At 66.5% G+C, this 24,659-nt stretch carries 25 protein-coding genes and 1 tRNA gene; 17 read left to right on the forward strand and 9 right to left on the reverse strand.

The window, feature by feature from the left end:
* Entirely contained in the window at window positions 1-366 is a 366-nt protein-coding gene (locus tag Mschef_RS08850) for a c-type cytochrome (protein WP_081127638.1), read from the reverse strand.
* A 387-nt stretch (window positions 367-753) separates the two neighbouring features.
* Here Mschef_RS08850 and Mschef_RS08855 point away from each other — a divergent pair, with 387 nt between their 5' ends.
* The 8 genes from Mschef_RS08855 to recO all read left to right on the forward strand — a co-directional run bounded on the left by Mschef_RS08855 (window position 754) and on the right by recO (window position 9,197).
* On the forward strand, window positions 754-2,028 hold the full coding sequence (locus Mschef_RS08855) for a nucleotide sugar dehydrogenase (RefSeq protein WP_081127641.1): 1,275 nt from the start codon (window positions 754-756) through the stop codon (window positions 2,026-2,028).
* Between the two features lie 182 nt (window positions 2,029-2,210).
* Window positions 2,211-3,638 (forward strand): DegQ family serine endoprotease, encoded by a 1,428-nt coding sequence (locus Mschef_RS08860; protein WP_081127644.1) that lies wholly within the window; start codon window positions 2,211-2,213, stop codon window positions 3,636-3,638.
* 192 nt (window positions 3,639-3,830) lie between these two features.
* Window positions 3,831-5,624: a translation elongation factor 4 gene (lepA, locus tag Mschef_RS08865; RefSeq protein WP_081127646.1), complete on the forward strand. Its 1,794-nt coding sequence runs from the start codon at window positions 3,831-3,833 to the stop codon at window positions 5,622-5,624.
* 31 nt (window positions 5,625-5,655) lie between these two features.
* Window positions 5,656-6,495, forward strand: coding sequence for a signal peptidase I (lepB, locus tag Mschef_RS08870; RefSeq protein WP_081127649.1), 840 nt, complete (start codon window positions 5,656-5,658; stop codon window positions 6,493-6,495).
* A gap of 24 nt (window positions 6,496-6,519) precedes the next feature.
* Window positions 6,520-6,903 carry a DUF4845 domain-containing protein gene (locus Mschef_RS08875; protein WP_081127652.1) on the forward strand — a complete coding sequence of 128 codons (384 nt, stop codon included), beginning with the start codon at window positions 6,520-6,522 and terminating at the stop codon, window positions 6,901-6,903.
* A 4-nt stretch (window positions 6,904-6,907) separates the two neighbouring features.
* On the forward strand, window positions 6,908-7,561 hold the full coding sequence (gene rnc / locus Mschef_RS08880; protein WP_081127655.1) for a ribonuclease III: 654 nt from the start codon (window positions 6,908-6,910) through the stop codon (window positions 7,559-7,561).
* Window positions 7,558-8,460: a GTPase Era gene (gene era / locus Mschef_RS08885; RefSeq protein WP_081127656.1), complete on the forward strand. Its 903-nt coding sequence runs from the start codon at window positions 7,558-7,560 to the stop codon at window positions 8,458-8,460. Before rnc ends, era begins: the two co-directional genes overlap by 4 nt.
* An 8-nt stretch (window positions 8,461-8,468) precedes the next feature.
* Window positions 8,469-9,197 (forward strand): DNA repair protein RecO, encoded by a 729-nt coding sequence (recO, locus tag Mschef_RS08890; RefSeq protein WP_081127657.1) that lies wholly within the window; start codon window positions 8,469-8,471, stop codon window positions 9,195-9,197.
* Here recO and Mschef_RS08895 read toward each other — a convergent pair.
* Complete coding sequence (locus Mschef_RS08895) at window positions 9,115-9,882, reverse strand: response regulator (protein ID WP_168708813.1); 768 nt, start codon at window positions 9,880-9,882, stop codon at window positions 9,115-9,117. The genes recO and Mschef_RS08895 overlap by 83 nt on opposite strands.
* 36 nt (window positions 9,883-9,918) lie before the next feature.
* Here Mschef_RS08895 and Mschef_RS08900 point away from each other — a divergent pair, with 36 nt between their 5' ends.
* From Mschef_RS08900 to Mschef_RS08935, 8 genes are all read left to right on the forward strand, one after another.
* Entirely contained in the window at window positions 9,919-11,952 is a 2,034-nt protein-coding gene (locus Mschef_RS08900; protein ID WP_136256219.1) for a translocation/assembly module TamB domain-containing protein, read from the forward strand.
* Between the two features lie 10 nt (window positions 11,953-11,962).
* A complete protein-coding gene (locus Mschef_RS08905; RefSeq protein ID WP_081127660.1) occupies window positions 11,963-12,580 on the forward strand; it encodes a YdbL family probable chaperone protein in 618 nt (205 codons plus the stop codon).
* A gap of 67 nt (window positions 12,581-12,647) precedes the next feature.
* On the forward strand, window positions 12,648-13,949 hold the full coding sequence (gene rlmD, locus Mschef_RS08910; protein ID WP_081127661.1) for a 23S rRNA (uracil(1939)-C(5))-methyltransferase RlmD: 1,302 nt from the start codon (window positions 12,648-12,650) through the stop codon (window positions 13,947-13,949).
* A gap of 7 nt (window positions 13,950-13,956) precedes the next feature.
* Window positions 13,957-14,475, forward strand: coding sequence for a CYTH domain-containing protein (locus tag Mschef_RS08915; protein WP_081127663.1), 519 nt, complete (start codon window positions 13,957-13,959; stop codon window positions 14,473-14,475).
* Complete coding sequence (gene nagZ, locus Mschef_RS08920) at window positions 14,469-15,482, forward strand: beta-N-acetylhexosaminidase (RefSeq protein WP_081127666.1); 1,014 nt, start codon at window positions 14,469-14,471, stop codon at window positions 15,480-15,482. The genes Mschef_RS08915 and nagZ overlap by 7 nt, the downstream gene beginning before the upstream one ends.
* Window positions 15,479-16,033: a hypoxanthine-guanine phosphoribosyltransferase gene (locus Mschef_RS08925; RefSeq protein ID WP_081127669.1), complete on the forward strand. Its 555-nt coding sequence runs from the start codon at window positions 15,479-15,481 to the stop codon at window positions 16,031-16,033. The genes nagZ and Mschef_RS08925 overlap by 4 nt, the downstream gene beginning before the upstream one ends.
* Window positions 16,030-16,791, forward strand: coding sequence for an S-methyl-5'-thioinosine phosphorylase (locus Mschef_RS08930; RefSeq protein ID WP_081127672.1), 762 nt, complete (start codon window positions 16,030-16,032; stop codon window positions 16,789-16,791). The genes Mschef_RS08925 and Mschef_RS08930 overlap by 4 nt, the downstream gene beginning before the upstream one ends.
* Before the next feature lie 239 nt (window positions 16,792-17,030).
* Window positions 17,031-17,240, forward strand: a complete 210-nt coding sequence (locus tag Mschef_RS08935) for a cold-shock protein (protein ID WP_081127675.1) — start codon at window positions 17,031-17,033, stop codon at window positions 17,238-17,240.
* A gap of 425 nt (window positions 17,241-17,665) precedes the next feature.
* On the opposite strand, the gene Mschef_RS08940 is transcribed toward Mschef_RS08935, so the two are convergent.
* From Mschef_RS08940 to metX, 6 genes are all read right to left on the reverse strand, one after another.
* Window positions 17,666-19,429 carry an ABC transporter transmembrane domain-containing protein gene (locus tag Mschef_RS08940; protein ID WP_081127678.1) on the reverse strand — a complete coding sequence of 588 codons (1,764 nt, stop codon included), beginning with the start codon at window positions 19,427-19,429 and terminating at the stop codon, window positions 17,666-17,668.
* A 53-nt stretch (window positions 19,430-19,482) separates the two neighbouring features.
* Window positions 19,483-20,079: an IMPACT family protein gene (locus Mschef_RS08945; protein ID WP_081127681.1), complete on the reverse strand. Its 597-nt coding sequence runs from the start codon at window positions 20,077-20,079 to the stop codon at window positions 19,483-19,485.
* Between the two features lie 9 nt (window positions 20,080-20,088).
* Window positions 20,089-21,522 carry an aldehyde dehydrogenase family protein gene (locus Mschef_RS08950; protein ID WP_081129935.1) on the reverse strand — a complete coding sequence of 478 codons (1,434 nt, stop codon included), beginning with the start codon at window positions 21,520-21,522 and terminating at the stop codon, window positions 20,089-20,091.
* A 78-nt stretch (window positions 21,523-21,600) separates the two neighbouring features.
* A complete protein-coding gene (locus Mschef_RS08955; protein WP_081127684.1) occupies window positions 21,601-22,182 on the reverse strand; it encodes a TMEM175 family protein in 582 nt (193 codons plus the stop codon).
* Between the two features lie 270 nt (window positions 22,183-22,452).
* Window positions 22,453-22,536, reverse strand: a tRNA-Leu gene (locus tag Mschef_RS08960).
* Window positions 22,537-22,692: 156 nt separating this feature from the next.
* A complete protein-coding gene (metX, locus tag Mschef_RS08965; RefSeq protein WP_081127687.1) occupies window positions 22,693-23,817 on the reverse strand; it encodes a homoserine O-acetyltransferase MetX in 1,125 nt (374 codons plus the stop codon).
* Between the two features lie 166 nt (window positions 23,818-23,983).
* On the opposite strand from metX, the gene Mschef_RS08970 reads away from it, so the two are divergent.
* A complete protein-coding gene (locus Mschef_RS08970; RefSeq protein WP_168708814.1) occupies window positions 23,984-24,298 on the forward strand; it encodes a LysR family transcriptional regulator in 315 nt (104 codons plus the stop codon).
* Between the two features lie 10 nt (window positions 24,299-24,308).
* On the opposite strand, the gene Mschef_RS08975 is transcribed toward Mschef_RS08970, so the two are convergent.
* A complete protein-coding gene (locus tag Mschef_RS08975; protein ID WP_081129936.1) occupies window positions 24,309-24,629 on the reverse strand; it encodes an ArsR/SmtB family transcription factor in 321 nt (106 codons plus the stop codon).
* Window positions 24,630-24,659 lie beyond the last annotated feature (30 nt).

Consider the following 24,659-nt stretch of genomic DNA (forward strand, 5'->3'; position numbering starts at 1 on the left):
TCACTTGCGGATGCTGGAAAGGTAGGCCGCGATATTGCGGATATCCTGCTCGGACAGGCTCTTGGCCTGGATGTTCATGGTCATGGTCGGCGGCGTGCGCTGGCCATCCCGGTATTCGTTGAGCGCCGCGACCAGATAGTCGTAGTGCTGTCCGGCGATTTTGGGCACCGGATAATTCGGGTAGGCGTTGCGATAGCCGGGAATGCCGTGGCAGCCGTGGCAGGTGAATACCATCAGACGACCGGCGGCGGCATCGCCGGGATGCTTGGCGATGGGCGCGGCCGATGTCGGCGCGGGTGCGGGAGCGGCGACCGCCACACTGGCGATGCCGACCAGAAACGAGGCAAGCAGAAGCGATCGCAACATGAAAAGTCCTCGGCGAGGGTCAAGGCGCGATCCGGCCGCAATCCGGACCCGCGCAAGGCCCGGAGTATAGCGACAGCTCGCGTTCACGAAACAAGTCCGTGCATGAATGCGGTCTACGCAATCGCATGGCCGGCGTGCGGCGCACGCAAGGCACGGCCACGGACCAGCGCCCGCTGGCGCGCGATGGGAATCCCGATACTTGATAAAACATGTCTCGATCAAACACATCTTGATCAAACACGCGCGCTTGCGCTTGGACGTCAGCACGTTCGGGTCGTAGCGGGTTGCGTGGCGCGCGCGCGGCATCCGTTTGCGCGACTGACTGCGCGACTGACTGCTAGCATCCGCACCACAGCGGCACTGCTGCAGGCCCACGCGCGAGACGCCATGTTTCCCACCCATCCCCGTATTGCCCTGGTCGGCCTCGGTTACGTCGGCCTGCCGCTGGCGCTGGCTTTTGGCCGCGAGTTCGACACCGTGGGTTTCGATATCGATACCGTGCGCGTGGATGAACTGCGCGGCGGCCGTGACCACACCCTGGAAGCCAGTGCCGCGGAGCTTGGCGCCGCGCCGCATCTGCGCTACAGCAGCGCGGCGACCGATCTGGATGACCGCGAGGTGTTCATCGTCACCGTGCCGACGCCGGTGGACGAGGCGCAGCGCCCGGATCTGCGTCCGCTGATCGCCGCCAGCGAAACCGTGGGTCGCGCGCTGCGCCGCGGCGCGGTGGTGATCTACGAATCCACGGTGTATCCCGGCACCACCGAGGAAGTGTGCGTGCCCGTGCTCGAGCGCGTGTCCGGCCTGATGTTCAATCGCGACTTCTTTTGCGGCTACAGCCCCGAGCGCATCAATCCTGGCGATCGCCTGCACCGCCTGGAAACCATCATCAAGGTGACTTCCGGCTCCACGCCGGAGGCCGCCGGGTTCGTCGATGCGCTGTACCGGCGCATCGTTCCGGCCGGTACGCACCGCGCCGGCTCGATCCGCGTGGCCGAGGCCGCCAAGGTCATCGAGAACACCCAGCGCGACGTCAACATCGCGCTGATCAACGAGCTGGCGATGATCTTCAACAAGATGGGCATCGACACTGCCGAAGTGCTGGCGGCGGCGGGCAGCAAGTGGAACTTCCTGCCGTTCCGTCCCGGTTTGGTGGGCGGGCATTGCATCGGCGTGGATCCGTACTACCTCACGCACAAGGCCACCGCGCTGGGCTATCACCCCGAGCTGACCCTGGCCGCGCGCCGCATCAACGACAAGATGGGCATTTACGTGGCCAATCAGGTGCTGCGCCTGATGGCGCGCCACGGCATCGGCGCAGTCGGTGCACGCGTACTGGTGTTGGGCCTGACCTTCAAGGAGGATTGCCCGGATCTGCGCAATACCCGGGTCGTGGATCTGATCCGCGAACTGCGCGAGGCCGGCGCCACGGTGGATGTGCACGATCCCTGGGTCGACATCGCGCTGGCGCACGCCGAATATGCTCTGGATGTGGTGCCGCAGCCGCAGGCGGGGTATTACGACGCCATCGTGCTGGCCGTGGCGCACCAGCGTTTTCGAGATCTAGGCGCAACGGGCATCCGCGCCCTCGGGCGCAAGGGCGCGGTGATTTACGACCTCAAGCGCGTGCTGCCGGCGGGTGCGGCGGATGGGGCGTTGTAGGCGGCAAGCCTGAAACAGGGGTTAATCGCTGCGCGGCCCATGACTTCCGGCCGAGGCGCGCGCAGGTGTCCAAAGCGAAGCTGAACGAGTGCCCGCGCGATGCTGAACTCGAAGGGTCCCGGGCCATCGAAACCTGCACCGCGCTGCGGTATCCATTCAACCCCTGCTCTGGAGACTGCTCGATGAAAAGGACGCTGCTCAAGTTCGCAGCCATCGCCCTGCTCGTGGCGACACCACTGGCCAGCATGGCCGCCACCGCCGGCCTGCCCGATTTCACCTCGATCGTGGAGAAATACGGCCCGACCGTGGTCAATGTCCGCGCCGACATCACCCAGCCCAGCCCGTTCATGCGCGGGCCCGGTGGCCAGCAACAGGCACAGGTACCGGATATTTTCCGCTTCTTCGGTTTCCCGGTGCCGCCGCAGCAGCAGATGCAGCCCGAGGAAGAAATCTCCATGGGCTCAGGTTTCATCATTTCTTCCGATGGTTACATCCTCACCAATGACCACGTCGTGGACGGGGCCAAGAAGATCAGCGTGACACTGGCTGATCACCGCGAATTCACCGCCAAATTGGTGGGCGCCGACGCCACGTTCGATATCGCCGTACTGAAGATCGACGCGAAGAATCTGCCGGTGGTGAACATCGGCAACTCCAACGCCCTGAAACCGGGCCAGTGGGTGTTGGCGATCGGCTCACCGTTCGGTTTCGATCACACCGTGACTGCGGGCATCGTCAGTGCCGTGGGGCGCAGCCTGGGCCCCAGCGATCAGCGCTATACGCCCTTCATCCAGACCGATGTGCCGATCAATCGCGGCAACTCGGGTGGTCCGCTGTTCAACATGGATGGCCAGGTGGTCGGCATCAATTCGCAGATTTTCTCCAACACCGGCGGCTTCATGGGCGTGTCGTTCGCCATCCCCATCGACGTGGCCATGAATGCGGTGCAGCAGATCAAGACCAAGGGTTACGTCGAGCGCGGCATGATCGGCGTGTACCTGCAGCCCGTGTCGCCGAATACCGCCAAAGGCCTTGGCATGAGCCGCGTCGAGGGCGCGCTGGTGGCCAGTGTGATGCCCGGCAGTCCGGCGGCAAAGGCCGGCATCAAGCCGGGTGACGTGATTGTGGCCTACGACGGCAAGACCATCAACTCGGTGGATGACCTGTCGCCGATGGTCGGGCTGACGCCGCCTGGCAGCATCGCCAAGCTGACCGTCATCCGCTTTGGCAAGACACTGAACTTCAACGTCAAGGTCGAACAGGCGCCGCGCGGCAAACATGCGCTGGCCAGCATGGAACAGGCAATTTCCGGAAATGGCCTTGGCCTGACCGTGCAGGATCTCAGCGCGGGTCAGCGCGAGCAGCTCGACTTGAAAGCGGGCGAAGGCGTGCAGGTCAGTACGGTCAGTGGTCCCTCGCGTGATGCCGGTCTGCAGCCGGGCGACGTGATCCTGATGGTGGGTCAGCAGCGGGTCGGTAGCGTGACCCAGTTCGAGAACGCGGTGCGTGCCTACAAGCCGGGCGAGGTCGCGATCCTGCTGGTGCGTCGCGGCCAGGTGAGCCAGTTCGTGGCTGTGCCGGTGCCCAAGCCCGGTGCCGGAAAGCAATAGCGCGCAGGCTGTCGTCGCCAAGCTGCAGGATTAATCCCGCAGCTTGGCGTGCCGACCCCGGTCACGCCAGCCTTCTGCCATAATCCATGTGCGCCGCCCGCGGGCGGCGTTTCGATTTACCGAACAGCGCCGCCGTCGTGCGGCGCGCGGCTGCGTGCGGTGCGCCCATGCCGTCCACACACCGTGCAGGCCATGGATCACATCCGCAACTTCTCCATCATCGCCCATATCGACCACGGCAAGTCCACGCTGGCCGATCGCATCATCCAGCTCTGCGGTGGCTTGCAGGCGCGCGAGATGGAAGCCCAGGTGCTCGATTCCAATCCGATCGAGCGCGAACGCGGCATCACCATCAAGGCGCAGTCGGTCTCGCTGCCGTACACGGCGCGCGATGGCCGCACCTACATGCTCAATTTCATCGACACCCCCGGCCATGTCGACTTCAGCTACGAGGTCAGCCGCTCGCTGGCCGCCTGCGAGGGCGCGCTGCTGGTGGTCGACGCCGCCCAGGGCGTCGAGGCGCAGTCAGTAGCCAACTGCTACACCGCCGTCGAGCAGGGCCTGACCGTGGTGCCGGTGCTGAACAAGATCGACCTGCCCACCGCCGATATCGAGCGCGTCAAGGCCGAGATCGAGGCGGTGATCGGCATCGATGCCGAGGACGCGATCGCGATCAGCGCCAAGACCGGGCTCAACGTGATCGAGGTGCTGGAGGCCATCGTCGCGCGCATCCCGCCGCCGCGCCCGCGCGGCACCGATCGGCTGCAGGCGCTGATCATCGATTCGTGGTTCGACAACTACATGGGCGTGGTTTCACTGGTGCGCGTGATGCAGGGCGAGATCAAGCCGCGCGACAGGATTCTGGTGATGTCCACCGGGCGTACCCACGACGTCGAGTCGGTCGGTGTGTTCACGCCCAAGCGCAAGGTTCAGGCGCGGCTGGGGCCGGGCGAGGTGGGCTGGGTCACGGCCAGCATCAAGGACGTGCATGGCGCGCCGGTGGGCGACACGCTGACCCAGTCCGCCAGTCCGGCGGCGCAGGCGCTGCCGGGTTTCCAGCAGATGCAGCCGCGCGTGTTCGCCGGTCTGTTTCCGACCGAGGCGGATGATTACAACGCGCTGCGCGAAGCGCTGGACAAGCTCAAGCTCAACGACGCGGCGATGTTTTTCGAGCCGGAATCATCCGAGGCCATGGGCTTCGGCTTCCGCTGCGGATTTCTCGGCCTGCTGCACATGGAAATCGTGCAGGAGCGCCTGGAGCGCGAGTACGACCTCGATCTGATCAGCACCGCGCCCACCGTGGTGTACGAGGTGGGGCTGAAGGACGGCGGCGTGCTCAAGCTGGACAATCCGGCCAAGCTGCCGACGCTGACGCAGATCGAGGAGATCCGCGAGCCGATCATTCTCGCCACCATCCTCACGCCGCCCGATTACGTCGGCAACGTGATCACCCTGTGCGAGGAAAAGCGCGGCGTGCAGCGCTCCATCCAGTATCTCGCCACGCAGGTGCAGATCAGCTACGAGTTGCCGCTGGCCGAGGCGGTGCTGGATTTCTTCGATCGCCTGAAGTCGGTGTCGCGCGGCTATGCCTCGATGGACTACCACTTCGAGCGCTTCCAGGCCGGCCCGTTCGTGCGCGTCGATGTGTTGATCAACGGCGATCGCGTCGATGCGCTGAGCATGATCTCGCACCGCAGCCATGCCGACCGGCGCGGACGGGAACTCGTGGAGCGGATGAAGGATCTGATCCCGCGGCAGATGTTCGATGTCGCCATCCAGGCGGCGATCGGGGCGCAGGTGATCGCGCGCGCCACGGTCAAGGCCATGCGCAAGAATGTGCTGGCCAAGTGCTACGGTGGCGATATCTCGCGCAAGAAAAAACTGCTGGAGAAGCAGAAGGAAGGCAAGAAGCGCATGAAGCAGGTGGGCCGCGTGGAAATCCCGCAGGAAGCGTTTCTGGCCGTGCTGAAGGTCGACAACAAGTAAACGTGCAACAAATATATTTCAAGGACATGCGATGCAATATTTCTCGCTGATTCTATTGCTGCTGACCGTGCTGAGCGGCCTGGTCTGGCTGTTCGATGTGGTGTTTCTGCGCAAGCGCCGCATGGCGCGCGCGGGTGTCGGGGGTCTGCCGGCGCGCGAGCCGTGGACGGTGGATTATTCGCGCTCGCTGTTTCCGGTGCTGGCGGCGGTGCTGCTGTTCCGCTCGTTCATCGCCGAGCCGTTCCGCATCCCCTCCGGCTCGATGATGCCCACGCTCAAGGTGGGCGATTTCATCCTGGTCAACAAGTTTGCCTATGGCCTGCGTCTGCCGGTGTTCCACACCAGGATCCTGTCCACTGGCGAGCCGCAGCGCGGCGATGTGGTGGTGTTTCGCTACCCGCTGAAGCCGAGCGAGGATTACATCAAGCGCGTGATCGGGCTGCCCGGCGACACCATCCGCATTCGCGGCGAGCAGATTTACATCAACGGCAAACTGGTGCCGACGCAACTGGTTGGTCCTTATCAGGGTGGTTACGGCCGCGAGAGCCGCCTGCTGGAAGCCAATGGCGCCATGGTGTATCGCGAGCACCTGGGCGCGCACACCAACGAGATCGCGGAAATGCCGCAAATCGCGATGGGCGGCACCTATCAGTCGCCGACCTGCCATTTCGAGAACACCCACGATGGCACCTGCACGGTGCCGGCCCACAGCTACTTCGTCATGGGTGACAATCGCGACAACAGCGAGGACAGCCGCTTCTGGGGCTTCGTGCCACAGCGCAACCTGGTTGGCAAGGCGTTCATGATCTGGTTCAGTTGGCGCGGGCCGCACGGTATCGATTTCAAACGCATCGGCACGATGATTCATTAGGCGCTTTGGCGCACGGGAGGGGCAATGAAAACGCAGCAGCACGGCATGACCCTGATCGGGTTTGTGTTCATCCTGATCATCGCCGGGTTCTTCGCCTACATGGCGATGAAGCTGGTGCCGGCCTACGCCGAGTACATGGGCGTGGTCAAAACCGTCAAGGAAACCGCGGACAAGCCTGGCGAGATGGGCAAACCGCTGGCGCAGATTCGCAATGACATGTCGTTCACCGGCAGCTTCCAGTACGTGGACAACAGCACGCTGAGCGACGCCAGGCTGAGCATCGTCACTGGCGGCCCCACGCCCATGTTGACCATGAGCTACAACAAGGTCATCCCGTTTCTTTACAACATCAGCTTCCTGTTGCATTTCAAGACCTCGGCGCCGATGAACACGCAAGCTGCGGGCTGAGTTCGTGCATCTGCCGCATGAATTCCACGACGCTGCGCTGGCCGAATTGGCGCTGACCCATCGCAGTGCGGGACGGCACAACAACGAGCGCCTGGAATTCCTCGGCGATGCCTTGCTCAACGCCTTCGTCGCCGAGTTGCTGTTCGAACAACGGCCGCGCGCCGACGAGGGCGAGCTGACGCGGCAGCGCGCCGCCCTGGTCAACGGCCAGGCCCTGGCGCAACTGGCGCGCGAACTGGACATCGGCGCGCGCCTGCATCTGGGGCCGGGCGAGATGAAAAGCGGCGGTCAGCGTCGCGATTCGATTCTCGCCGACGCCTTCGAGGCGCTGCTCGCGGCGGTGTATCTGGATGCCGGTCTGGATACATGCCGCGCGCTGGTGCGCACCCTGTTCGAACCGCGTATCGCGCTGCTGGAAAAATCCGCCAAGGACGCCAAGACGCGCTTGCAGGAATGGCTGCAGCAGCGCGCGCTGGGCTTGCCGCAGTACGAACTGGTGCATAGCAGCGGCAGCGATCACGCGCCGCATTTCGAGGTCGATTGCGTGCTTGCGCTGCCCGAGCCGCAGCATTTCAATGGCAGCGGCAGCAGTCGCCGCGCCGCCGAGCAGGAGGCCGCCGCGCATGCGCTGGCCGCCGTGCGGGAGCGCCGCGCATGAATGCGCCTGGCCTTGGCCATTGCGGGCGTGTGGCGCTGGTCGGGCGGCCGAATGTCGGCAAGTCGACCCTGCTCAACGCGCTGCTGGGCACGCATCTGAGCATCGTCAGTCCGAAACCGCAGACTACGCGCCACCGCATTCTCGGCGTGTCCACGCTGGTCGGTGGGCAAATCGCATTCGTGGACACGCCGGGCCTGCATCGCGGCGCGCGGCGTGCGCTCAACCGCAGCCTCAATCGCGCCGTGCACGCCGCGCTCGGCGAGGTCGACCTGATCGCGCACGTGATCGAAGCCGGTCGCTGGAGCGACGAAGATGCTGCCGTGTACAAGGCGATCGCCGCCGAGCGCCTGCCGCGCGTGCTGGTGATCAACAAGATCGACCGCCAGCGCGACAAATCCGCATTGCTGCCGTTCGTGGCCAGACTGAGCGAGGAGCACAGCTACGCTGCGGTGCTGTATGCCTCGGCGCTGCGTGGTCAAGGTCTGGACGAGCTGCGCGCGCAGCTATTGCAGCGCCTGCCCGAGGGCGCGCCGCAGTTCGACGTCGATGACATCACCGATCGCAGCGAGCGCTTTCTGGCCGCAGAGATGGTGCGCGAGCAATTGATGCTGCGCCTGGGCGATGAGCTGCCTTACTCCACCACGGTGGAGATCGAGCAATTCAGCGAACGCGCGGATGGCCTGGCCGAGGTGCACGCGGTGATCTGGGTCGAGCGCGAGGGCCAGCGCCCGATCGTCATCGGCGACGGCGGCACGATGCTCAAACAGGTTGGTAGCGGCGCGCGTCGTGCCATGGAGCGGTTATTCGGGCGCCGCGTGTTTCTGCAAACCTGGGTCAAGGTGCGCGCCGGCTGGAGCGACAACGAGGCCGAGCTGAAGCGCTTCGGCTATACCGACTAGGCGCCGGCATGCCTGCGCCGGTCAGCCTCGAGCCGGGCTATGTGCTGCACGCGCGGCCGTGGCGCGAGACCTCGCTGTTGCTCGAATGCCTCACCGCCGAGCATGGCCGCATCGGCCTGATCGCGCGCGGCGTGCGCGGTGCGCATACGCCGACCGCGCGCGCCGATCTGCAGCCGCTGCGCAGGCTGCGTCTGAGCTACAGCCGGCAGGGCGAACTCGGACGCCTGCACGCGGCCGAGCTGATGGCGCTGCACGCACTCGGCGGCGAAGCCCTGCTGGCCGCGCTGTATGTCAACGAATTGTTGGTGCGCCTGCTGCCGCGCGAGGATGCGCATGCGCACCTGTTCGCGCAGTATCAGACGCTACTGGAGCAGCTCAGTGGCGCGCGCGCCAGCGCTTGGCTGTTGCGCCGCTTCGAGCGCGACTTGCTCGAAGCCATGGGGTATGCGCCGCTGCTCGACCGCGAAGCCGAAAGCGGCGCGCCCGTGCAGGCCGGGTTGCGCTATGCCTACGCGCCCGAGCGCGGCCCGCTGCGCTGGCAGCCACACCTGGGTGGCTCCGGGCTACGCGGTTCAGCGCTGCTGGCACTGGCACATGATCAAGTGCCCGAGGCGCAGGATCTACCCGATCTGCGGCGCCTGCTGCGCGAGTTGATCAGCCTGCATCTGGGTGGCCGGGCACTGGCCTCGTGGTCGTTGGCCCCGCTGGCACGGCCGCGCCCGCACGCAGCAGACTGAGCCGCGTCGAGCCCAGCAGCGCGCGCAGGCGCGCCAGCGTGACCGCACGCGCGCGACCCTGATGCAGTTCGTCGTGCGCAGCGGCGGCGGCGTCCTGCAGTTGCAACGCGCCGCAGAATCCGCAGCTGGCGCGCAACCGGTGCAGGCGCTCGCACAGCCCGGGCGGATCGCGCGCCAGCAGGGCGTCGAACTGCGCCGAGAGTTGCGCCAGCTCCAGTACCAGCAGGCCGCGCAATGCCGCCAGTGTGGCCGCACTACCGGCGGCGGCTTGGCCGCGCGCCTCGTCGAGTTGCACCCCTGCGGCATGAGCATGCAGAGTTGCCGTGAGCAGGGCCAAGCTCAGCGGTTTGGGCAGGACATCGCTGAAACCTTGCGCCAGCAGATGCGCGTGCTGCGCAGCATCGAGTCCGGCACAGGTGGCGATGGCGACGGTTTCATGACTGGCCGAGGTGGCATCAAGGCGCACCTTGGCCAGCAACTCGCTGCCATTGCAGCGCGGCAGGTGCAGGTCGAGCAGCAGCAGATCGAAGCGCATGCTGCGCGCGGCTTGCAGCGCATCCGCGCCATCGGCGTGATGTTGCACGCTGCAGCCGAGCGCGCCCAGGGCATCGGCGAGAAACAGCGCCGAGACCGCATCGTCCTCCGCCAGCAAGACCTGCAAGCCCCGCGTTAGCGCGATATTCATATCCATCCCCCGACTGCACTGGCAGAATCACCGGCAATGAGAGTGATTGCAAGCATTCCGCGCGCGTGTGGCCTGTTGCTGGTGCTGGCCGCGCTTCCTGTGCATGCCGCGATCACGTTGCACGCGCGCGTGCTCGCTGCGCCCGGCATCGCGGCGCACGACGTGCGTGTGGTGCTGGCGCCCGAGATGGCGCAGCCAGGCGTGTTCGCGCTGCACCTGTCGGCAGCTGCCGTGGCCGTGCCCGCGCTGGGCTGGAAGCAGGTTGGCATGGACGTGACCGGCACGCTGCAGCGCCGGGGCGACGGACGCTGGCACATGCAGGCGCCGCTGCGGTTGCGCGCCGCGCCGGGGCGCGCACTGCGCGATGCGCAAATCGATGTCACGCTGGACCCGCTCAGCGATACCGCCGTGATCGTCATCGATCAGGGCGCCACGCGCATCGATGCGGCGCTGCCGATGGATGCGCCGTTGCACGTGCAATTGCAGCTGACTGCATTGCCGCTGAGTTGGCTGGGCGGCGCGCTGGGCGCGGCCATGCCGGGGGCCAGCGTCCGCAACGGCAGCGCCAGCGGCACGATCGCACTGGATGCCGATGCCGGCAGCCTGCGTGTTTCCGGGCGCCTGGGTGTGGAAGGACTGGCTGCGTTCGCGCAAGGCGGTAGCGTGGCGGCGCAAGGTTTCGGCCTGCGCGGCGATTTCAACCTGCAGCACGATGCGCATGCCACGCGGCTGGATTTCGACGGTGCGCTGCGCGGTGGCGAACTGCTGGCCGGCAGTTTTTACGCGCAGTTGCCGGCGCGCGATGCGCCGCTGGACGTGAATCTGACCCGTGATGCCGCGGGCACGCTGCGCATTTCGCGCTTCGACTACCAGGATGGCAACGCCGTGGCATTGGACGCCAGCATGGCGCTGGGTGCCAAGGGGGAGCTCGACAGCCTGGTGGTCCGCCGCGCGAACATCGATCTGGCGCGCGCGATTCCGCGCTATGCCAGCACCTGGTTGCAAAGCCACGGCTTGCCAGGCTTCCAGGGCATGGGTCAGGCGCAAGTAACGCTTGACTGGCAGCGCGGCGTGCTCAACGCGCTGCAGCTGCAATTGCACCATGTCGACATGGCCGATACCAGCGGGCGTTTTGCCATCGCCGGCTTGAACGGTGCGCTGGATTGGCGCAGCGGCACCACGCTGGCACCCACCACGCTGGGCTGGCGCGCGGCCAGCATTTATCGTGTGCCGCTGGGAACGGTGCAGATGCGCCTGCGCGACGCCCAGGGACTGCTCACGCTGGTGGCGCCTGCGCAGATTCCGCTTCTGGGTGGCAACATGCTCGTGCAACATTTCAGCTTCGCGCCTGCCGGCACGCAGCGCACGCGCCTGAGCACCGGCCTGGCGTTCACAGGTGTATCACTGGGCGAGTTGTCCGGCGCGCTGGGCTGGCCGGCGTTTCGCGGCACGCTGGGTGGCGCAATCCCGGATTTGCGCTGGCAGGATGGCCGCGCCGTATTGCAGGGCGGGCTCAGCATGCAGGTGTTCGGCGGCTACGTCGCCGTAACGCGCATGAGCCTGGCGCATTTGTTCGGGGTGGCGCCGGAGCTGGGCGCCGATCTGAGCCTGCATGGCATCGAGCTGGCGCCGCTGACCAGCGTGTTCGATTTCGGCGAAATCACCGGCAAGCTCGATGGCAACGTGCAGGGGCTGCGTCTGGTGGCGTGGCATCCGGTGGCGTTCAAGGCCGAGCTGCACACCGCAGGCGGTGGGCGCATCAGTCAGCGCGCGGTGAAAAACCTGACTTCGGTCGGTGGTGGCGGTGGACTGGCCGGTGGCATCCAGGGCGCGGTGCTGAGCCTGTTCAGCACCTTCGGTTACAAGCACATCGGGCTGTCGTGCACGCTGGCCAACGACGTCTGCACCATGGGCGGCATCAAGCCCGCCAATGGTGGCGGCTACAGCATCGTCGAAGGTGATGGCCTGCCTTATATCCACATCATCGGTCATCAGACACAGGTAGACTGGTCCACGCTGTTGTCGCGGCTGCAAGCCGCCACCACCGGGCAGGGCCCGGTCATTCGCTGAAGGAACCGCCATGCACAAACCGCTCATCCTGCTCGCCGCCTGCCTGGCATTGCTCGCTGGCTGCGTGACCATCAATGTGTATTTTCCTGCCGCTGCCGCGCAGAAAGCCGCGCAGCAAATTGTCGGTAATGTGCTGGGCACCGCGACCAGTCCGGCGCCCGCTGGCAGCAGTCCGGCGCCAGCCAGCAGCACGTCGATCAACGCGGGTTCGGGTGGCGGTGGTCTCGGCATCGCGGTGCTCGATTTCATCATCCCGCCGGCCGCCGCCGCCGAGCCCGACATGAATATCTCGACGCCCGGGATCCAGGCCATCGAAGCACGCATGAAGGCCAATTTCGAGCAGAATCTCGAACCCCTGCTGAAAGCCGGGGTGATCGGATTCACCGCCAATGGCAATGTCGCCGTGCGCGATCTCAACGCGGCCTCGTTGCCGCAACGGGCCGGGGTCAGCCAGGCCGTGGCCAGCGCCAATCGCGAGCGCGCCGATCTGTATGCCGCCATCGCGAGCGCCAATGGCCACCCCGAGTGGGAGCCCAGGATCCGCGCCATCTTCGCGCAGACATGGATCCAGAAAGCACGCCCCGGCTGGTATTATCGCGACAGTTCCGGCGCGTGGCAGCGCAAATAGTCCAGCGCGCGAAACCGCTGTCATCATCTGGCCCGGGCGCCGCGCCCGGGCCGTTTGTTTTCCGCGCATGAGCGACCTCGAAACCGACATCATCGATCTCAGCCACGACGGTCGTGGCGTGGCCCGCAGCGACGGCAAGGTGATCTTTGTCCGCGGCGCGCTGCCGGGCGAGCGTGTGCGCATCGGTCCACGCAAGCGCCACAGGCATTTCGACGAGGCCGAGTTGCTCGCCGTGCTCACGCCCTCGGCGCAACGCGCGATACCACCGTGCCCGCACTTCGGCCGCTGTGGCGGCTGCGCGCTGCAGCACCTGCAATCCGCCGCGCAACTTGCTGCCAAGCAACGCGTGCTGGCGGAGAACTTCGAGCGCATCGGCAAGGTCGTGCCGCAGCGCTGGCTGGCGCCGCTGGCCGATGCGCCGTGGGCATACCGGCGCAAGGGCCGCCTGTCGGTACGCTGGGTCGAGAAGAAAGGCCGCGTGCTGGTGGGTTTCCGCGAGGACAACCCGCGCTTCGTGGCCGATCTGGGCAGTTGCGCGGTGCTGGCGCCGCCATTCGACACGTTGCTCGCGCCGCTGGCAGCGCTGGTCGACTCACTGGATGCGCGCCGCGACATTCCGCAAATCGAATTCGCGCGCGGCGACGACGCGGCGCTGCTGCTGTTTCGGCATATGCAGCCACTGGGCGCGGCCGATCGCGCGCGCCTCGCGGTGTTTTCCGATCGGCACGCGATCGCGCTGTGGCTGCAGTCGGGCGGGCCCGACAGCGCGCAGCCGCTGCGTGAGTTGGACGCGCGCGCATTGAGCTATCGCATCGACGATGACGCCATCGAGATCGTGTTTCAGCCACTGGATTTCATCCAGGTCAACGCCGGCATGAACCGACGCATGCTGGCGCTGGCGCTGGACCTGCTGGCGCCGCAGGCGCACGAGCGCGTACTCGATCTGTTCGCCGGGCTGGGCAACTTCACCCTGCCCATCGCGCGTCGCGCGGCCGTGGTGGCGGGCGTCGAGGGCGACGCCGGTCTGGTCGCCCGAGCCGCCGAAAATGCCACGCGCAATGCGCTGGGCAACGCACGCTTTCACACCGCGAATCTGTTTGCCGACCAGCGCCAGGCGCCGTGGGCGCGCGAAGCCTGGGACAAGATCCTGCTGGATCCGCCGCGCGCTGGCGCCGCCGAGCTGCTGGACTATCTGCCGGGGACATCGGTGCGCCGCGTGGTGTATGTGTCATGCCATCCAGGCTCGCTGGCGCGCGACGCTGGCACGCTGGTGCAACGCCATGGTTTTCGCTTGACAGCGGCGGGGGTGATGGACATGTTTCCGCATACCGCGCACGTCGAATCCATTGCCCTGTTCGAGCGCGACTGAGGCACGCATGGGCATCGAGATCGAACGCAAGTTTCTGCTGCGCGCTGACACCTGGCGCGCGGGCGTGACGCGCACGCTGCACCTGCGCCAGGGTTATCTGATCGACGCTGCGGCGCTGGCCGCGGGGCTGGCGCGTGCTTCGGTGCGCGTGCGTGTGCAAGACGCCACGGCGTGGCTCAACATCAAGGCCGCGCGCGCGGGCATCGTGCGCGATGAATATGACTACGCGATTCCACCCGCGGATGCCGAGCGCATGCTGCAAACCCTGTGCAATGGCTTGATCGAGAAGCGCCGCCACGTGGTGCCGGTGGACGACGTGCACTTCGAGATCGACGAGTTTCTCGGCAGCAATGCCGGGCTGGTCGTGGCCGAGCTGGAACTGTCCGCCGCGGACGCACCGTTTCCGCGTCCGTTGTGGCTGGGGCGCGAGGTCAGCCAGCACCTGCGCTATTTCAACGTCAACCTGATCGCGCATCCCTACGCTGCGTGGAACGCGCGCGAACGCGCCGGAGATGAAACATGCTGATGATCGGCATCGAGGGTCTGCAACTGGCCGCGCATGAGCACACGTGGCTGGCCGCGCCCGAGGTGGGCGGGCTGATCCTGTTCACGCGCAATTATTCGGATCGCGCGCAACTGACACGCCTGATCGACGCGGTACGCGGTGCGCGCGCGGCACCGCTGCTGATTGCCGTCGATCAGGAAGGCGGCCCGGTACAGCGTTTCCGCGACGGTTTCACGCGCCTGCCGGCGCTGGACACACTCGGCGCGCTGTGGGACCGCGATGCGGCACGCGCGGTGGCGCTGGCCGAGGAACACGCCTGGATCATGGCCAGCGAGCTGCGCGCGATGGATGTGGACTTGTCGTTCGCGCCGGTGCTGGATCTGGCGCGCGGCAACCGCGCCATCGGCACGCGCGCGTTGCACGCCGATGCGGAGGCCGTGGCCACGCTCGGCCAGGCCTATGTGCGTGGCATGCGGCTGGCCGGCATGGCGGCCACGCTCAAGCATTTCCCGGGGCACGGCTCGGTGCTGGAAGACACCCACCTCGAGGGCGCGCGCGACGCGCGCACGCTGGCCGAGTTGCGCGCAGCCGATCTGCGTCCGTTCGCGGCGGGTTTCGCCGCCGGCGCCGAGGCGGTGATGATGGCGCACGTGACCTATCCCGCCATCGATGCGTTGCCGGCGGGCTATTCGCCGCGCTGGATCAAGGACATTCTGCAGGGCGAGATGGGCTTCGCCGGCATCGTCATCAGTGACGACGTGGGCATGGCCGCGGCCGCCAGCGCCGGCGGCGTTGGCGCGCGCGTCGCCGCGCACTACGCCGCCGGCTGTCACATCGTGCTGGCCTGCGCACCGGCGCTGGTGCCCGAGGCACTGGCCGCCGCGCGCGCCGTGCATGGCGCTCCTGCATTCGCGCAGGTGCGTCTGGCGGGGCAGGCTGCGCCAAGCTGGGCAGCGTTGCTCGACAACCCGCAGCGCGCGCGCTTTCTGGCTGATCTGGCCAGCTTGCAAACGCAGGCCGTGGCATGAGCGCGCTGCCTGCCAGCCTGGCCGATGCGCTGACCGCCAGCGATCTCATCCACGATCGCTGCGTCATCACGCAGGCCATCGACGACATGGCCGCTGCGCTGGACGCACGTCTGGCGGGGCGCGAAGCCCTGCTGCTCACCGTGCTGCACGGTGCCTTGCCGTTTGCCGGGCAACTGGCCATGGCCATGCGCAGCCCGCTGCGCTTCGACACCGTGCACGCCACGCGCTACCGCGGTTCGACCCAGGGCGGCGAGTTGCTGTGGAAGCAGCGTCCCGCCACACCGCTGGCCGGGCGCAGCGTGCTGCTGGCTGATGACATCCTCGACGAAGGCCATACCCTGGCCGCGCTGCGCGACTGGTGCCTCGGCGAGCACGCGGCCGAGGTGGTCATCGCCACCTTGTGCCGCAAGCCGCATGGCCGCTGCGTGCCGGGGCTGCACAGCGACGTCAACGGCCTGCTGGTACCGGATCGCTACGTGTTCGGCTATGGCATGGACTTTCAGGAGCAGGGCCGCAATTTGCCCGCCATCTACGCCTTGAGGGATGCATGAACGCGCACGCCACCACGCTGGCCATCATCGGCGGCACCGGGCTGTACCAGCTCGATGGCCTGGAGGTGGAGTCGCGCGTGCCCGTCGCGGATACGCCCTGGGGCGCGCCTAGCGGCGAAGTGATCAGCGGTCGTTACGGCGCGCGGCACGTGCTGTTCCTGGCACGCCACGGCGCACAGCACACGCTGGCGCCGCATGCGGTGAACTATCGCGCCAATCTGTGGCTGCTGCAGCATCTCGGCGCGCATGAGGTGCTGGGCATCAATTCGGCCGGCGGCATCCGCGCCGACCTGCCGCCGCGCGTGCTGGCGCTGCCGGATCAGATCATCGACTACACCTGGGGCCGCGAGGGCAGCTACGGCGGCGTGCAAGGTGCCCCGGTGCGGCATATCGATTTCGCCGAGCCCTACAGCGCAAGCTTGCGCGCGCGTCTATTCGCGGCGGCGCGCACGACAGGCGTCGATCTGCGCGAAGGCGGTTGTTACGGCTGCACGCAGGGTCCGCGCCTGGAAACCGTCGCCGAGATCGCGCGCCTGCGTCGCGACGGCTGCGCCATGGTCGGCATGACCGGCATGCCCGAGGCCGCACTGGCGCGCGAACTGGGGCTGGACTACGCCTGCGTGGCCATACTGGCCAACTGGGCTGCCGGCTGCGATCCAGAGCCGCATGCGGTCACCCTGGACGAGGTGCAGGCCAATGTCGCCGCAGCCAGTGCCGCCCTTGGGCTGCTTCTCGCGCAGTTTCTGCAAACGGCCTGAGAAATGGCGTGGTACATGGCTTCGAACGCCTGTTGGGCCCAGCGGAACGAATTGGAATGGCGGCCGATCCGGGTGGTTTCGTGAGCGCAATCGCGCAGTGAAATGCAGGTTTGACTTGCACATCAACCCGACTCGTGCCAAAAATCCCGCCCGTGCAGGGTACCGTGGGGCATGACAGGCCTGATTTGACGCGGCGCGAACATGCACATTGGTCCATTTTTGTTGAGGGGTTGAAGGCAATGAGCTTCGGAAAGGTCAAGTGGTTCAACGATGCCAAGGGTTTCGGTTTCATCTCGCCCGAGGACGGCAGTGAGGACGTGTTCGTGCATTTCTCGGCGATCACCTCCAAGGGTTTCCGCTCGCTGCAGGAAGGCCAGCGCGTCAGCTACGAAACGGTCAAGGGTCCCAAGGGCGCCCAGGCAGCCAACGTCGCTATCGCCGACGCCTGATCAAAACCTGATCGGCATCTGAAACGATTCAAACCCCGCTGCGGCGGGGTTTCTTTTTATTGGCTGGATCTTACTGGCTGGATCGGCTGCGGGTTGAGAGGTGAGCCGGGCCAGCTCTTGCGCCTGTCCGGGCAGTCTGTCGGACTTTGGTTGGCCGGGCTGCGAATTCGGCCGTGCGGCTCCTCTCCGCCACCTCTTGGCCCATGGAACCACCATGCGCCGGCGCAGCGGCGAAAATCCCTCTTCGCACTGCCGAACTCTCGCCTCGACCTGCAATGCCCGACTGGCTGCTGGCGGTGGCCGTACTGAAGCACACCATCGTCAGCACACCAGCGTCCGCCGGGATGGACATCAGCAACGGTGCTGCGCACCCTCACCCGAGGAGTTGCGCGCAGTCCATCGCGGCCGCAGCGGAGGATGTGCGCTCAGGCCAGCAATTGCAGTCGCGCGAGGTCGGCGTACAGGCCGCCCTGCGTGAGCAGGTATTCGTGCGTGCCTTCGGCGACGATCCGGCCGGCATCCATGACCACGATGCGGTCGGCGCGCTGCACGGTGGCAAGGCGGTGCGCGATGACCAGCGTGGTCTGGCCGTGGTGCAGGCGCGCGAGGGCTTTCTGGATGGCGGCCTCGGATTGCGCGTCAAGGCTGGCAGTGGCCTCGTCCAGTAGCAGCACCGGGGCATTCTTGAGCAGTGCGCGGGCGATGGCGATGCGCTGCCGCTGACCGCCGGACAGGCGCATGCCGCGCTCGCCCAATGGCATGGCGTAGCCCTGCGGCATCTCGCGGATGAAGGCATCGGCCTCGGCGGCCTGCGCGGCGGCGAGCACCGCGGCATCATCGGCCTCGGCGCGGCCGAAGCGGATGTTGTCGGCGGCGCTGGCATGGAAGATCACCGCCTCCTGCGGCACCAGGGCGATGGCGCCGCGCAGCGCGCCCGGGTCGAGTTCGCGCAGGTTGATGCCATCCAGCGTGATGCGCCCCTGCTGCGGATCGTAGAAGCGCAGCAGCAATTGCAGCACCGTGGTCTTGCCGGCACCCGAAGGTCCGACCAGCGCGACGGTTTCACCCGGGCGCACGCGCAGGCTGAAATGCGCCAGGGCCGCCGTGTCGGGTCGCGTGGGGTAGTGGAACGTAACGGCCTCGAAAGCGATCTCGCCGCGCAGTGGCTGCGGCAGGGCGCGCGCTTGCGCCGGCGCGACCAGTTGGGGTTGCTCGGCCAGCAATTCGTCGATGCGTTCCATCGCGCCTGCAGCGCGCTGTACCTCGCCCCAGGTTTCGGCCAGCGCGCCCACCGAACCCGCGGCGAATACCGCGTACAGCACGAATTGCCCGAGTACGCCCGGGCTGAGCTGCCCGGCGACGACCTCGCGCGCACCCGACCACAGCACCAGCGTGACTGCGCCGAACACCAGCACGATCACCGTGGCGGTGAGCGCGGCGCGCGTGCCGATGCGTTGCTGCGCGGCGCGCAGCGCCTGCATCAGCGCGGCGCGATAGCGACCGGTCTCGTAGGGCTCGCGCGCATAAGCCTTGACCGTGCTGGCGGCATTCAGCGTTTCGTTGGCGATCGCAGCCGTGTCGGCAATGCGGTCCTGGTTGCTGCGCGAGAGCTTCTGCACACGGCGGCCGAAGATCAGGATCGGCAGGATCACACCGGGGATCACCAGAGCGGTCAGACCGGCCAGGCGCGGCTGCGTCCACACCATCAGCGCCGAGGCGCCGAGCAGGGTCACCATACTGCGCAGCGCCACCGAGACGCCGGAGCCAAGCATGTCCTGCACCACCTGCGTGTCGGTGCCCAGGCGCGAGTTCACCTCGCCCACGCGCAGGCGCTCGAAAAAGCTCACATCCTGGCCGATCAGATGTGCATACAGGTGATCGCGCAGCGCGGTGACCGCGCGTTCTCCCAGCAGCGAAATGCAGAAATAGCGTCCAGCGGTGGCCAGTGCCAGCACCAGCGCGATCACGAACAGCATCACGAAACTGCGGTTGAGCGCGGCCGGGTCGCCGTGGCTGAAGCCGTGGTCGATCATCAGGCGCACGCCGTAAGGCAGCGCCAGCGTGGCGCTGGAGGACAAGGCCAGAAACACCACCCAGCCCAGCGCCAACGCATGATGCGGGCGCACGTAAGGCCACAGGCGGAACAATGCGCGCAGGTTGCGGCCGCTGGGGCGCGGGGCGTCGGTCATCGCGGTCGGTTCGGTGAAAACGCCAGTTTAAGGCCTGGCGCGTTGCGCGCACGTCACGTGGTTGCGTGGCCGATGTCGCTGTCGCAGCGTGCGCGGCCGCGCGTGAGTTCGGCCAGCCAGTCGCGCAGGACGGGCCATTGCTGTCGCGGCAGGCTCACATGCAGCGCGCCGTCCCCGTCGACCTCGCGCGCGATCCGCGCCGCGAACGCATCCAGCCGCCCGCGCAGCCGCGCCAGCGTGGCAGGATCGGCCTCGATGCGCGCTACGACCATGGCCACGATCTCGCGCCGCGGCGCCGCGCGCAGGCATTGCGCTGCGCAGCCGCCATAGGCGCGCACCAGCCCGCCCACGCCCAGTTTGGCGCCACCGAACCAGCGCGCCACGCGCACCACCACTTCATCGAACCCCTGTGCGTCGATGGCGTGCAGGATGGGGCGGCCCGCGCTGCCGCCGGGTTCGCCATCGTCGCTGCTGCGGTACTCGACGCCACAGCGCCAGGCCCAGCAGTTGTGGGTGGCATCGTCGTGGCGCTGCCCGATCAGCCAGTGCATCGCGGCAGCGGCATCGCGGACCGGCGCGGCGTCAGCCAGGAAGCGGCTGCCGCGCACCGTCATGGCGTGCTGTGCGGGGCTGATCAGGGTGATCGGCATGCGTGGTTCTCAAATGCCATCGCGGATCACCAGCAGGCGTGACTCGGTCATTTCGCCGATCGCCGCGCGGATGCCCTCGCGGCCCAGCCCGGAGCGTTTGACGCCGCCGTAGGGCATGTTGTCGACGCGGAAACTGGGCACGTCGCCGACGATTACGCCGCCGACCTCAAGCACATCCCATGCGCGCAGGGCATGGGTCATCGAATCGGTGAACACGCCGGCCTGCAGGCCGTAGGTGGAATCGTTGACCGTGTGCAGGGCAGCGTCGAAATCGTTGAACGGTTCCAGCACGGCGACCGGGCCAAAGGCCTCCTCGCGCCAAAGCCTGGCGTTGTGCGCGACGTTTTCCAGTACACAGGCGGGCAGCAACTGCGCTGTGCCGGCGCCACCACACAGCAGGCGTGCGCCGGTGCTCGTGGCTTCATCGATCCACGCGCGCAGGCGCGCTGCTGCGGCGGCGTCGATGACCGGTCCGAGAAAAACGGCCTCATCGCGCGGATCGCCCATGCGCAGTACCGCCGCAGCGGCGACAAAACGCTGGCGGAAGTCAGGATAAAGATCGCTGTGGACAAGGATGCGCTGCACGCCGATGCAGCTCTGTCCGGACTGATAAAACGCACCGAAGATCATGCGCTCGACCACGGCGTCGAGCCGCGCACGCTGATCGGCATCGACGATGCAGGCGGCGTTGCCGCCCAGTTCCAGCAGGACCTTCTTGCGCCCGGCGCGCGCCTTGAGCTGCCAGCCGATCTGGCCGCCGGTGAAGGACAGCAGCTTGAGGCGATCATCCTCGACCAGTGCGCCCGCACGCTCACCGGGCAGCGGCAGGATCGAGAATGCGCCTTCGGGCAGCGTGGTTTCAGCCAGCACTTCGCCGATGATCAGCGCGCCCAGCGGGGTTTTCTCCGATGGCTTGAGCACGAACGGGCAACCCGCCGCGATGGCTGGCGCAACCTTGTGCGCAACCAGATTCAGCGGAAAATTGAACGGCGTGATGAAGCTGCACGCGCCTACCGGCACGCGCCGGGTGAAGCCGCGATAGCCGCGTGCACGCGCGGAAATCTCCAGGTTCAGCACTTCGCCGTCGATGCGCACCGCCTCCTCCGCGGCGACCTTGAACGTGTCGATCAGGCGCGTGACTTCGCCGCGCGCGTCGCGGATGGGTTTGCCGGCCTCGACGCATAACGCCAGCGCCAATTCCTCGTGGCGTTCGCGGAAGCGCGCCGTGCAGTGCTCCAGGATCTGCTGCCGCGCGTAAGGCGGCAGCGCCCGCATCGGCGCCTCGGCGGAGACCGCGGCGGCGATGGCCTGCTCGACGGCGGTGGCATCGGGCAGGGCCACGCGCGCAGCGACGCTGCCGCGAAACTTGTCGGTGACCTCGAGATCCGCATTGGGCGATTGCGCGGCATTGGCGAGATAGTAGGGATAGCGTTGCGTTGCCATCGGCGCGTACTCCAGCAATTCGATTGCACAGATAAGACGCCGGACGTGCGTGGTGGTTCCGCCGCGCGCGGGGCTGTGTCAGTTGGTTTCGCGCAGCAGACGTTCGATACGCCGGTCCGGAACCAGCCACAGCAGCGCGACCGCCAGATACAGCATCTGCGCCAGCCATGCTTGCACGAACGCCAGCGCGATGGCGATCGCATACAGCGCGATGGAGAGCTTGCCCTTGAAATCGCCGCCCACGGCGCGCGCCAGCAGCGATTGTGCGCCTTCGCAATGCACGATCAGCCACTCCAGTATCCAGTAGGCGATGGCTGCCATCAGCAGCACCGTGCCATACAGCGCCGTGGGCAGCGTGTCGTAGTGATTCTCGCCCATCCAGCCGGTGACGAATGGAAACAACGACAGCCAGAACAGCAAATGCAGGTTGGCCCACAGCATGCCGCCGCTGACGCGCGTGGCGGCATGAAACAGGTGATGGTGGTTGTTCCAGTAGATGCCGATGTAGACGAAGCTCAGCACATAGCTGGACAGTACGGGCAGCAGCGGTTGCAACGCCGCCAGCGTAGCGCCGTGCGGAACCTTCAGCTCCAGCACCATGATGGTGATGATGATCGCCATGACGCCATCGCTGAAGGCTTCAAGCTGGTTCGTGCGCATGTGTTTCCCCCGCGCGAAATCAGGGCGCCAGTTCGAGAAACAGAAAGGCCGCGGAGAGCACCCGATGCACCGCGCTCTGCATGATGTTGGTGCACTGCGCGCGCGGGGTGGGCATGCCGACCACAGAGCCGAGCAGCAATCAACAGCGATGCCGCCCAGCACTTGCAGCACGCGAACTCCGCATGCCGTACGCCGAAGCCGTGAGCCAAATCACTCCGTAACGTGCTGATTCATATTAAAAATTCTCCGCCGCAAAGCAAACGACGGTACTGCCGAAGGAGGGACTCGAACCCTCACGCTTTTAAGGGCGGCGGATTTTGAGTCCGCTGCGTCTACCGATTCCGCCACTTCGGCACGGATCAAGCGGCGAAGTATGCGGTATTCAATCGATCGGGTCGAGCGAGAACGGCCGTTCGTAGCGCCGGTCACGGCAGGACGCGCCGGCCAGTGGCATCGCGGATGCCGCGTTGCAGTCGATACTGCGGATGCAGTGGCGCAGGTGCTGCAGGGTCAGACGCCGACGCTGCCCGTGGTATCGAGGGTGTCGAGAAAGCGGCGCATTTCGGCGCCAAAGCGATCGGTGTCGACGAGGAAGGCATCGTGGCCCTGGGGTGAATCCAGCGCCACGAAATCGACCTGGGCGCCAGCTTCGGCGAGACCGTCGGCGATGGCTTTCTGCTGCTCGATCGGAAACAGGATATCGGTATCCACGCCGATCACCAGCGCGTGCTCGATGCAGATTTTCTTGAGCCCCGCGGCGACGCTGCCGCCACCGTATTCGGCGATGTCGAACCAGTCGCTGGCGCGGCTGAGGTAAAGATAGCTGTTAGGGTCGTAGCTGCGCACGAAGCGCCGCGCGTGGGCTTCGAGGTAGGACTCCACGGCGAATTCAAAAGCGAACGGGTCTTCATCGCGTGCGTCGCTGTCCAGGCGGATGCGGCTGAAGCGGCCACTCCACTCCAGCGCCGAACGGTAGGTGATCACGCCGAGCTTGCGCGCGATGCGCATGCCAGCCTCCGGGTAATGCGCGTCGTCATAGCTGCCGTTGTTCCAGTTGGGGTCGAGGCGGATGGCCTCGCGCTGCAACGAGCGGATGGCGATGGCGAAAGGTTGCGCCTGCGGCGCAGTGGAGATGCTGATGTGCGCGCGCGTGCAGCGCGGGTGCAGCAGCATCTGCGCGAGCGCGGTCATGCCGCCCATCGAGCAGCCCACCAGACACGCCAGGCGCGCGATGCCCAGGGCATCGAGCAGATACTGGTTGGCGTTGGCTGCATCCTCCAGGGTGAGTTCCGGAAACTCGATGCCATAGGGCTTGCCGGTGGCTGGATCCTGCGAGGCCGGACCGGTGGAGCCCTTGCAACTGCCCAGCGAATTGACGCAGAGGACAAACCAGCGCTCGGTGTCGATGGCTTTGCCGGGACCGATGATGGCTTCCCACCAGCCACCACTCGGGTCATGCGGACCGGATGCCGCGTGCGCGCCAGGCGAGAGCCCGGGCAGGATCAGCACGGCATTGTCGGCATGTGGCGACAGCGTGCCCCAGGTTTCGTAGGCGAGCTGCGCGTGCAGCAACTCGCCGCCGCGTTTCATGCGCAACGGCGAGGGCAGGCGGTGATAGTGGCGCGCATCGGCCATGACGATGGACAGTGGTCAAACCACGCAGGCTAGCGACAGTCGGCGCCCGCGCCAAGCGCGCCGCGAATGGGAATAGGCCATTTCAATGCCCACCATCGCGACAATCGCTTGGACTGCCATGCCTGCTTGCGAGAGCATCATCCGCACTCGTTCCAGGAGTGCCGGCATGACCATTCGTGATTTTCGCTACCTGATCGCCGTCGCGGACTGCCTGAATTTTCATGAGGCTGCGCGCCGCTGCCACGTGACCCAATCGACGCTGAGCATCCAGTTGCGCAAGCTGGAGGGCTATCTGGGCGCGGAATGTTTCGAACGCAATCGTGGCGGCGTGCGCGTCACCCCGGCGGGCCGCGAACTGGTGCGCCATGCGCGCGATCTGCTGGAGTCCTTCGAGCGCATGCGCCGTATCGGCGCGACATTCAAGCGTATGCACGAGCAGGAACAGGCCGCCGTGCCGGTGTCAGGCTTTTCTTGCGCCTGAGCATATGCACTCAGGATGTGCACAAGGACCGGCTGTTGCCGTGGTTTTTCATCGGGCTGCAATAAATGCCGTGCAGGGTCTCGATGATCGCCTGCGCCGGACCGTTGGCCAATGCGTAGTGGATGGTCTGCGCCTCGCGACGCGTGTTCACCAGATGCTCTTCGCGCAACACGGCCAGATGTTGCGACAACGCCGACTGGCTGAGATCAACGCGAGCGTTGATCTGTCCCACCGACATCTCGCCACCGACCAGCAGGCACAGGATGCGCAGGCGCTGCGGATTGGCCAGCGCGCGCAGCAGGCGCGTGGCGTCATCCGCGTTGCGCTGCATGCCCTCGATATCGAAGCTGCTGTCCAGGGC

It is taken from the genome of Metallibacterium scheffleri, from assembly GCF_002077135.1.
GTDB lineage: Bacteria > Pseudomonadota > Gammaproteobacteria > Xanthomonadales > Rhodanobacteraceae > Metallibacterium > Metallibacterium scheffleri.

Bases quoted from the DNA above. Each gene is read 5' to 3' on its own strand.
- recO (WP_081127657.1), top strand. From the start codon at position 8,469: ATGCCTGCGCCGGTCAGCCTCGAGCCGGGCTATGTGCTGCACGCGCGG.
- Mschef_RS08935 (WP_081127675.1), top strand. From the start codon at position 17,031: ATGAGCTTCGGAAAGGTCAAGTGGTTCAACGATGCCAAGGGTTTCGGT.
- Mschef_RS08875 (WP_081127652.1), top strand. From the start codon at position 6,520: ATGAAAACGCAGCAGCACGGCATGACCCTGATCGGGTTTGTGTTCATC.
- Mschef_RS08860 (WP_081127644.1), top strand. From the start codon at position 2,211: ATGAAAAGGACGCTGCTCAAGTTCGCAGCCATCGCCCTGCTCGTGGCG.
- Mschef_RS08930 (WP_081127672.1), top strand. From the start codon at position 16,030: ATGAACGCGCACGCCACCACGCTGGCCATCATCGGCGGCACCGGGCTG.
- lepB (WP_081127649.1), top strand. From the start codon at position 5,656: ATGCAATATTTCTCGCTGATTCTATTGCTGCTGACCGTGCTGAGCGGC.
- Mschef_RS08895 (WP_168708813.1), bottom strand. From the start codon at position 9,882: ATGAATATCGCGCTAACGCGGGGCTTGCAGGTCTTGCTGGCGGAGGAC.
- Mschef_RS08945 (WP_081127681.1), bottom strand. From the start codon at position 20,079: ATGCCGATCACCCTGATCAGCCCCGCACAGCACGCCATGACGGTGCGC.
- Mschef_RS08915 (WP_081127663.1), top strand. From the start codon at position 13,957: ATGGGCATCGAGATCGAACGCAAGTTTCTGCTGCGCGCTGACACCTGG.
- Mschef_RS08940 (WP_081127678.1), bottom strand. From the start codon at position 19,429: ATGACCGACGCCCCGCGCCCCAGCGGCCGCAACCTGCGCGCATTGTTC.
- nagZ (WP_081127666.1), top strand. From the start codon at position 14,469: ATGCTGATGATCGGCATCGAGGGTCTGCAACTGGCCGCGCATGAGCAC.
- Mschef_RS08970 (WP_168708814.1), top strand. From the start codon at position 23,984: ATGACCATTCGTGATTTTCGCTACCTGATCGCCGTCGCGGACTGCCTG.
- Mschef_RS08905 (WP_081127660.1), top strand. From the start codon at position 11,963: ATGCACAAACCGCTCATCCTGCTCGCCGCCTGCCTGGCATTGCTCGCT.
- Mschef_RS08850 (WP_081127638.1), bottom strand. From the start codon at position 366: ATGTTGCGATCGCTTCTGCTTGCCTCGTTTCTGGTCGGCATCGCCAGT.
- era (WP_081127656.1), top strand. From the start codon at position 7,558: ATGAATGCGCCTGGCCTTGGCCATTGCGGGCGTGTGGCGCTGGTCGGG.
- rlmD (WP_081127661.1), top strand. From the start codon at position 12,648: ATGAGCGACCTCGAAACCGACATCATCGATCTCAGCCACGACGGTCGT.
- Mschef_RS08955 (WP_081127684.1), bottom strand. From the start codon at position 22,182: ATGCGCACGAACCAGCTTGAAGCCTTCAGCGATGGCGTCATGGCGATC.
- Mschef_RS08950 (WP_081129935.1), bottom strand. From the start codon at position 21,522: ATGGCAACGCAACGCTATCCCTACTATCTCGCCAATGCCGCGCAATCG.
- Mschef_RS08900 (WP_136256219.1), top strand. From the start codon at position 9,919: ATGAGAGTGATTGCAAGCATTCCGCGCGCGTGTGGCCTGTTGCTGGTG.
- Mschef_RS08975 (WP_081129936.1), bottom strand. From the start codon at position 24,629: ATGCAGCGCAACGCGGATGACGCCACGCGCCTGCTGCGCGCGCTGGCC.
- Mschef_RS08925 (WP_081127669.1), top strand. From the start codon at position 15,479: ATGAGCGCGCTGCCTGCCAGCCTGGCCGATGCGCTGACCGCCAGCGAT.
- metX (WP_081127687.1), bottom strand. From the start codon at position 23,817: ATGGCCGATGCGCGCCACTATCACCGCCTGCCCTCGCCGTTGCGCATG.
- Mschef_RS08855 (WP_081127641.1), top strand. From the start codon at position 754: ATGTTTCCCACCCATCCCCGTATTGCCCTGGTCGGCCTCGGTTACGTC.
- lepA (WP_081127646.1), top strand. From the start codon at position 3,831: ATGGATCACATCCGCAACTTCTCCATCATCGCCCATATCGACCACGGC.